This window comes from Epilithonimonas bovis DSM 19482 (assembly GCF_900108115.1).
GTDB classification, from domain to species: domain Bacteria; phylum Bacteroidota; class Bacteroidia; order Flavobacteriales; family Weeksellaceae; genus Epilithonimonas; species Epilithonimonas bovis.
In genome coordinates this window covers 1-7,641 of record NZ_FTPU01000065.1, presented here as the reverse complement: position 1 = coordinate 7,641, position 7,641 = coordinate 1, and the positions used below count along the sequence as shown (strand labels likewise).

The following is a 7,641-nucleotide window of genomic DNA, read 5'->3' as shown; positions in this document are numbered from 1 at the left end:
TCCCCCAACTTTTTCACTTCCCACTCTCCTTCAAACCCAGGAAATCTCAAAGGGGGAACATTGACTAATTCTTATCCTCAAGTTTAAAAAACCTTAATTGCTTTCCTTTGAAATTAATTTAAAATTTAAGCAAAATGAATAAAAAACGAATTTCAGAAGTGATCACGCTTTGGAAAGCAGACAAGAAGCAGTATGTCAAGAAATCAAGCTTTTCAGCTTATACACTTCTTATTGAAAATCATTTACAACCTGTTTTTGGTGATCAATTTATTATTGAAGAGACTGATGTACAGAATTTTGTATTCCAGAAATTGGAAGCAGGTTTGAGCCATAAGACAATTAAAGATATACTGATTGTGCTGAAGATGATTCTCAAATTTGGTGCAAAACATAAATGGTTGGATTATACCCCTTTTGATATACAGTTTCCTACAGAACGTGAAAAACACAATATTGAAGTATTAAGCCGGGCAGATCAGAAAAAAATAATGAGCTATATACATGAACATTTTACATTCAGAAACTTAGGAGTTTATATCTGCTTGAGTGCAGGTATGCGTATCGGAGAAGTATGTGCTTTAACCTGGGAGGATATAGACACCGATAACGGAGTTATTAGTGTTAATCGCACGATTCAACGTATTTATGTAATTGAAGAAGGAAACCGTAGAACGGAACTGATTTTAGATACGCCAAAAACCAAAAACTCTATTCGGGAAATTCCAATTAGTAAGGATTTATTAAGGATATTGAAACCATTTAAAAAAATTGTCAATCCATCATTTTTTGTTTTGACAAACGATGCAAAACCTACAGAACCCCGGACATACCGCAGTTATTATAAAAACTTAATGAAAGAGCTTAATATGCCGGAACTAAAATTTCACGGTCTAAGGCATAGCTTCGCCACAAGATGCATCGAAAGTAATTGTGATTACAAGACTGTGAGTGTACTTTTAGGGCATTCTAACATCAGCACCACTTTAAATCTCTATGTTCATCCTAATATGGAACAAAAGAAGAAAGCCATTGAGCAAATGTTTAAGGCATTAAGGTAGTTAAGAGTTGAAATTGTGGCATATTGTAGTGTTTTTTTGTTATTTTAGCCATATAATCTGATTATTGAAAGAATGACCATAAAAGAAGCTATTTTAAAAAGTTTAGATGATATAAATACTTTGACAAAGTATTCTGAAATTTGTGAACATATCATAAATAATGGTTATTACGATTTTGGAGCGGCAAAAACTCCAGATGCCACAATTTCCGCCTTACTGGGCGATTTTATTCGTAATGGTGATACGAGAGTGAAACGAATAAAACAAGGAGGAAGTTACCTTTACTATCTTACAAAAAATGAGCAGAATATTGGTATTGATGTTTTAAGTGGTGACACAAAAATAGAAAAAGTAGAAGTTGTAAGATCTAAAAAAGTAAAAGCCTACGAAGAAAGAGATTTACATAAGCTTTTGAGCAGTTATCTGAAAAATACAGATACCTATTCTAAAACGATTTTTCACGAACAATCAAATGGAAAAGACAGCAATCAAATCTGGACACATCCTGATATGGTTGGGATAAAGTTTTTACATTTACAAACTAAAACAAGCCAGATATTTTTAAAATCAATCAATCGCGTTGATACTTTTAAGTTAAGTTCATATGAATTAAAAAAGGAAATCAATAGTGATAGTGAACTTAAAAAAGCTTTTTTTCAAGCAGTTTCAAATTCGAGTTGGGCAAATTATGGTTATTTGGTTGCGTTTGAATTTAGTGATAGTCTAAACGAAGAGATGGCAAGACTTAACCAATCGTTTGGTATTGGGATTATAGAGCTTAATTCTAATCCCTATCAAAGTAAAATCCTATTTCCTGCGGTTTATCGTGATTTGGATTTTAGAACTATAGACAAACTTTGTAAAATGAATAAAGAGTTTGAAAAGTTTATAGAACAAACTGAAAAATTGATGACGGCAAGTGAAAAATATGCTTCAGGAGCTGAAAAAGAATTGGATGAATTTTGTGACAAATATTTTTCGAATGATACAGAAGTTGAAACTTATTGTAAACAAAAGTATATTCCAATAAACGAATAAAAAACTCATAACTCAAAAAATGGCATTCACCGAAGATAATATATCACAAATTCCGGCACTCAAACTACTTATTAATCTTGGGTATGATTACTTATCCCCCAAAGAGGCCTTAGAACTTCGGGAGAATAGAGAAAGTAATGTGATTTTAACCGATATACTCCGAGAACGTTTGATGCATATTAATGATATTAAAATCGGAAGTAAGAAGACAAAATTTGAATCGGCAAATATTGAAAAAGCTATCCAGAAACTTCAGGATATACCACTTTCTGAGGGATTTGTACAAGCTTGTAATCAAATCTACAATTTGTTAGTATTTGGACACGCTTTAGAACAATCTATTGATGGTGACAAAAAAAGTCATACAATTCAATATATTGATTGGGAAAATCCTGCTAACAATTATTTCCACGTATCGGAAGAGTTTTCGGTATTACGTACAGGACGAAAAGATACGTACCGACCTGATATTGTTTTATTTGTCAATGGTATTCCGTTAGCTGTTATAGAATGTAAAAGTCCAACAATTAAAGACCCTATTAAAAGGGCAATTGAGCAACATATCAGAAATCAGCAGGAGAATGCTATTCGTAATTTATATGTTTATAGTCAAGTTCTTATTTCAACCTCTTTGTTAGAAACAAAATATGCCACAACGAACACGAAAGAAGAGTTTTGGGCAATCTGGAAAGAGAAGGAAGTACAATTTATTGACGGTTTAGATGATTTAGTAAATACCGCTTTGTCAAAGGATATAGAAGCAAAACTTTTCTCAAATCCGGATATCAGAACTAAATCAGACCATATTGCATACCAGGAAAAGTATCAGCAATACGTAGCACCGACTAAACAGGATATTTTTATCCAAGGCTTGTTAAGTCCTGAGCGTTTATTAACTATTGTCAAGGACTTTATTCTGTTTGAAGCTGGTGTTGTCAAAAAAATTGCCCGCTTTCAGCAGTTCTTTTCCATCAACAAAATCATTGAACGAATAAAACCTGTTCGGAACGGTAAAAGAAAAGGCGGTGTTATCTGGCATACACAAGGCAGCGGAAAATCTTTGACAATGGCAATGCTGGCTCGTAAAATTCAAGACACAATAAATAATCCTCAGATTATTTTAGTAACAGATAGAATTGATTTAGACGGACAGATCACAAAAACATTACAAAAAGTAGAAGTAGATGTCATCAATGCCGCATCTGGTAAACAGTTAGTAAGCTTACTGAAAGGGAATGGTGATTTTGTAATTACCACTATTATCAACAAGTTTGACGCAGCAGTCAAAAGTTTATCAGATAATCAATTAACCAGTCACAATATTTTTGTGTTAATTGATGAAGCACACCGAACACAGCACGGTATCTTTAATGTGAATATGGAAAAAGTATTGCCTAATGCTTGTTTCATAGTGTTTACAGGAACACCGTTGATGAAAAAACAAAAGAACACTGCGAATAAATTTGGAGGAATAATAGATACTTATCCCATATCAGAAGCGGTTGAAGATGGAGCTATCGTGCCTATTTTATACGAAGGAAGACTGGCAGTACAGGATGTAAACCGAAAAGTGCTTGATAAAAGTGTGGATATGGTGATGGAAGACCTGGAAGAATATCAACGTGCCGATCTGAAAAAGAAAATGAGCCGGGCAGGGTTGATTACCAAAACGGAACAAAACATTGATCAAATCGCTTTTGATATCAGCAAACATTTTCAATCAAACTGGGGGAAAGATAAAACAGGAATACATTCAGGCTTCAGAGGTATGGTGGTGTGTCCTGACAAATTAACCGCCGTTAAATACAAGAAAGCATTTGACCTTATCGGGAAAGTAAAAACGGAAGTGGTAATGTCGGCTCCTGATACAAGAGAAAATAATGAAGATGTACACAGCTCTGAATCGCCCGAAGTCACTCAATATTATGAGTTATTAAAAACCAAATACGGTCAGCGGATAGATGAAGATATCATACAACAATACGAAAAAGGTGAAAATATTGAATTACTGATTGTTATTGATAAGCTTCTTACCGGGTTTGATGTACCTCAGACGATTGTAATGTATTTATGCCGTAAGTTACGGGAACATACATTGCTTCAGGCAATTGCCAGAGTAAACAGGGTTTTTCCGGGCAAGGATTATGGATATATTATTGACTATGCAGGTATAATGGAAGAGCTTCAGGAAGCTTTGGAGAATTATTCTGGAGATGATAATTCTTTTGATCCAAAAGATCTGGCAGGTTCTTTAACGGATATTTCTGAAGAAATAAATAAATTACCTCGTGCTCATACTGATGTATTGAATATTTTCAAAACCATTAGCAATAAGCAGAATATTGATGAATATGTAGTCTTTTTATCTGATCAGTCTATAAGAGATGACTTCTATAATAAATTTAATGTTTTTGCCAGAATACTAAAGGTAGCATTGTCTTCTATTGACTTTCATAACCAAACACCGGAGCAAGAAATTAAGCAGTATAAAGACGATCTTAAAAAATTTGCAGGTATTCGTGTCGCAGCAAATTCGATTTATCTGGATAAAATCAGTTTTACACAATACGAAAAGCAATTGCAGAAATTGCTCGATCAACACGTTATTACAGAGGAAATCATTCGTTTAGTAGAACCTTTGAATATTTTAGATACGGAAGCCTTTGCCGAGGAAGTTGAAAAATTGGTAGGATCAAGAGCTAAGGCTGAAAAGATTGCAGCTGCAACTTCAAAATATTTATCTATCAATATTGATTCTAATCCTGCGTTATTCAAAAAACTATCTGAACTGATCAGTGAAACTATTGCAGAAATGCGTGCGAATCGTCTGTCTGAAATTGAAGCATTAAGAAGGTTGACTGACTATAAAGAACAGGCTGTAAAAGGATTTTCCGATGATATTCCAGAAGAAATCAAAGGAAAAAACAGAAATATTGCAGTTTTTCAGCTGCTAAAACAAGAGCAGGAGTTAATTGATAAAGAGGTGGAAATCACAAAAATGTTTGATGAAATTGTTTCAAAATTTGAAGTTGTAGACTGGCATAAACGCACTGATATTATCAATAAAATCGAATTAGATTTTGGAGATTATTTAATGGATGTGTTTCATCTTTCTATTCCGAAAGCAGATGAATTGACAAAAAAATTAATTGATATTGCCATCGCAAACAGATAATGAAAGAAAGCATTCAATACGGAAAACAAGAGATTTACTTTGATTTACAATACTCTAAAAGAAAAACAATTGGAGTAAAAATACTGCCGGACACTTCTGTTTTTGTAGTCGCTCCATTAGAAACACCATTGGAAAAGATTAAAGAATCTCTTTTAAAGAAAGCTCATTGGATATGTAAACAGCAATCTTATTTTTTGAATTTTGATGCAACAGCAATCTCCTATGAAATAAAATCCGGGTATTCTATTTTATATTTAGGAAGGCAGTATAAATTAGTTGTTGAAAAATCTGACAAGGAAGAAGTTACGTATAAAGGAAATCTGTTTTTAATTACAGTAAAAAATAAGAAAAAAGCACAAATGCTTTTCGGTGAGTGGTTAAAACAAAGAGCATACAGTAAAATAAGCGAAATAGCAAAACCTATCATTAAAAAATTTTCAGAACGATTCGAGGCTCCGAATGATATCTATTTTCAGGATATGCCCACCCGATGGGGAAGTTGTACTATTAGAAATAAATTGATCTTCAATCCTAAATTAATTCACACTCCTAAAAGATGCATTGAGTATGTCATTATGCATGAATTGTGTCATACGATTCATAAACACCATAATCAGGATTTTTTTGATTTACTCACCTTGATGATGCCTGATTGGGAGAAAAGAAAGGGGAAATTAGATTCATTTGCTTGATACAAAAGCAATATTATCCTGTAACTACGCTTTTTTCTTAATTCTCAAGATACTCTTTTTTTTCCATTTTATTTAGTCGTTTTGTTAACCGGAGGAACGAACCCCAATATTTTGCGCGTTTACTTGCACAAAAACCTTGAAAAATCGGTCTTTCCAGTCACATCATCCATAAAAAACCTCGCTTAAAGGGCTTAGGCAAGGTTCTTTGGTTTCGGTAGGGGATAGGGGAGGTTACAACCTTCCGCAATATTTGCAAGGTTATTATCTAAGACCGTTTGAAATATTTTATGGCTTCTTTTATATTACTGTCTGACGTTAGATTCGTATAGTTATCGCCATTGGAAATGGAAATATACGGTATCACAGTTTCGTAATAATTTCCATTTCTGTCACAATCGTAAGAGGTTGTTAATGCCATATAACTTTTAAAAGGAAGTTCTGCTTTGATATTCCCGGTAGTAGCACCATAAGTTTCCTGACCGATAAAAATTGTGTTTTTTCTTCCTTTAAAAGATATGGCAACAATTTCTCCGGAACTTCCCGTAGCCGGACTTGTTATAATTACAACTTTTTCGTTGTCTAATAATTTGCCTTTCGGATTGATGGATGACACTTTTTTGGAATTATCGTAATAGGCACCGTTCTCTAATTTTATAATGTTTTCTTGTTTTTTATCGGCATTGAGATTGCCCAGAATTTTGTTATCACCCAAAAAATCATATAACGCAAGTACCATTGGCCAAGAATTTCCTCCAGTGTTAAACCTTAAATCATCAATCCAACCCTTTAGGTTATTGTTCAATTTTAAATTTGCTATCTGATCATAAAGGGGCTGCGCTACTTTGTGAATATTTTCACTACTAATATCTGAAAAAACAATTTTAGGGATTAAGATATAACCGAATTCATCATTGATTACCTTAGTTTCAAAAGTTGGATTAGCAGCATATTTAGCCTTCCATTCTTCACTAAGTTTTTCTTTGACAGATTTTGGGCTGGATGAGTATGTCCTGTTATTAATGTAAATATTGCAATGCCTGGCACCTATCTTACTGAATAAAACTTCTATTTCATCCAATGAGGCTATGAAGCTGTTATATTTGTCCAAATTTTTATTTGTCTCTTTCTCAATTTCGTTCCATTTTATATCATTTTTATGAAGATATCCGTTTTTAAGCGTCCGAAATAATTCTTTGAAATATAAGTTTGTGCTGTCTTTTGAAGTAAATTTTTTTTGTGCATTGATTGGTAAAGACAAACTGAGAAGAAGGATTAGCAGAAATATTTTTTTCATGATGATAAGTTAGTTTTATAATTAAGGTAATAGCCAAATATACGAAAGCTAATTAGTCTCTCCTTAAACCACCTATAATTTACTGATTATTAGTATTTTGGGTTTAAAATAGCTTGTTTTTTATTGCAAGAATTTGTATCTTAGAGCTTTAAAATCTTGCAAATATGTTGGGGAAAAATCCAGAAAAGAAGCCAGAATTATTCCGCCCAATGTTGGTGGATTTTATTGACCACGAGCATGAACTTGTTCTACTTTCAGAAAAAATAGATTGGAATTATTTTGAGAAAGAATTTTCGCCCTTGTATTCCAAAGTTGGCAATCCGAGCCATCCGATTCGGTTTATGGTGGGTTGTTTGCTACTGAAACATTTGTATAATTTGGGCG

Annotated in this window: 5 protein-coding genes and 1 pseudogene; 5 read left to right on the top strand and 1 reads right to left on the bottom strand. The window is 33.3% G+C overall.

Annotation, left to right across the window (positions count from 1 at the left end; genetic code table 11):
* Positions 1–134: 134 nt before the first annotated feature.
* From B0B05_RS15755 to B0B05_RS15740, 4 genes are all read left to right on the top strand, one after another.
* A complete protein-coding gene (locus tag B0B05_RS15755; protein WP_076784536.1) occupies positions 135–1,058 on the top strand; it encodes a tyrosine-type recombinase/integrase in 924 nt (307 codons plus the stop codon).
* 72 nt (positions 1,059–1,130) lie between these two features.
* Positions 1,131–2,096 (top strand): hypothetical protein, encoded by a 966-nt coding sequence (locus B0B05_RS15750; protein ID WP_076784535.1) that lies wholly within the window; start codon positions 1,131–1,133, stop codon positions 2,094–2,096.
* A 19-nt stretch (positions 2,097–2,115) separates the two neighbouring features.
* The gene (locus tag B0B05_RS15745; protein WP_076784534.1) at positions 2,116–5,271 is read left to right on the top strand and encodes a type I restriction endonuclease subunit R; all 3,156 of its coding nucleotides are present in this window, start codon (positions 2,116–2,118) and stop codon (positions 5,269–5,271) included.
* Positions 5,271–5,963, top strand: coding sequence for a M48 family metallopeptidase (locus tag B0B05_RS15740; RefSeq protein ID WP_076784533.1), 693 nt, complete (start codon positions 5,271–5,273; stop codon positions 5,961–5,963). Before B0B05_RS15745 ends, B0B05_RS15740 begins: the two co-directional genes overlap by 1 nt.
* 265 nt (positions 5,964–6,228) lie before the next feature.
* Here B0B05_RS15740 and B0B05_RS15735 read toward each other — a convergent pair whose 3' ends face one another.
* The gene (locus tag B0B05_RS15735) at positions 6,229–7,257 is read right to left on the bottom strand and encodes a S41 family peptidase (protein WP_076784532.1); all 1,029 of its coding nucleotides are present in this window, start codon (positions 7,255–7,257) and stop codon (positions 6,229–6,231) included.
* A 164-nt stretch (positions 7,258–7,421) separates the two neighbouring features.
* On the opposite strand from B0B05_RS15735, the pseudogene B0B05_RS15730 reads away from it, so the two are divergent.
* Positions 7,422–7,641 (top strand): annotated as a pseudogene (locus B0B05_RS15730) (IS5/IS1182 family transposase); the annotation flags it as partial.